Below are 1,001 nucleotides of genomic sequence, written 5' to 3'. Positions count from 1 at the left end.
GCGTTATAGTTTTGTGGGATCGGAGATTTGTTTTAGTGACAGGTGTTCGACGGTGCGGTGGCACGGCTCGCCGCGACCGCGACCGACCTCGCCGCGCGCGCCGCCGCCGCGGCCGACGCGTGGGACCGTGCGCGTCACGACTGCGACGCCGCCGTGGCGACCGCCGCCCTCCTCGCGCGCCGCACCACGCTGCGCGCCGACCTCGAGCGCCTCGAGGACGGCCGCGCTGCCCACGAGGCCGACGTGCTGCGGCTCGCCGCCGCGCGGTCGGCGGCCGCCGTGCGTCCGCTGCTCCTGGGGGCCGAGGACGCCGCCACGGCGTGGGCGGGCGCCCGCAAGGCGCTGCTCGCGGTCGTCGACGCGGCCCCCGTCGACCTGCACCCGGCGCTCGCCGTGCACGACGCGCTGCGCGGGGCGGTCCGGACGCCCACCGACGTCGCAGCCGACGACGCGGTGCCGGACGACGTGCTGCCGGACGACGTGCTGCCGGACGACGCGGTGCCGGACGACGCGCTGCCGGACGACGCGCTGCCGGTCCACGTCCTGCAGGACCACGACCTGCCGGACCACGTCGCGCCGGGCGACGGCTTCGCGGGCGCCGGCGCGGCCGACGACGACGCCACGGCGGCGTGGCGGGCGCTCGTCGCGGACGCGCGCGTCGCCGCGGCGGACGAGGCGAGCGCGCTGCGCCGGCTCGTGACGCTCGAGGAGCAGCTCGACGGGCTGCGCCGTGCGGTGCGGGACGCGGCCGCCGCGATCGACGACCTGCGGGCCGAGGTCGCCACGCACGACGCCTGGCTCGCCGCGCGTCCCGACGCGCGCGCCGGGCTCGTGGCCGAGCGCGACACCGCCCGCACCCACGGCGCGACGTGCGCCACCTGCGACGCGCGGGTCGCCACCGCCGAGCAGGCGCTCGCCGACGTCACCGCGCTGCACGACGCCGTGCGCGCGCATGAGCGGGCCGACGCCGCCCGCGCCGCCGCCGCGCGGGACGCGCACAC

At 79.6% G+C, this 1,001-nt stretch carries 1 pseudogene; it reads left to right on the top strand.

From position 1 onward, the window contains the following. Positions 1–57: 57 nt before the first annotated feature. Positions 58–1,001, top strand: a pseudogene (locus tag AB6N23_RS18465) (hypothetical protein); the annotation flags it as partial.

The organism is Cellulomonas pasadenensis (assembly GCF_047229365.1).
Taxonomy (GTDB): domain Bacteria; phylum Actinomycetota; class Actinomycetes; order Actinomycetales; family Cellulomonadaceae; genus Cellulomonas.
Note: the sequence above shows the minus strand (reverse complement) of the source record. Positions and strands in the feature narration are given on the sequence as shown.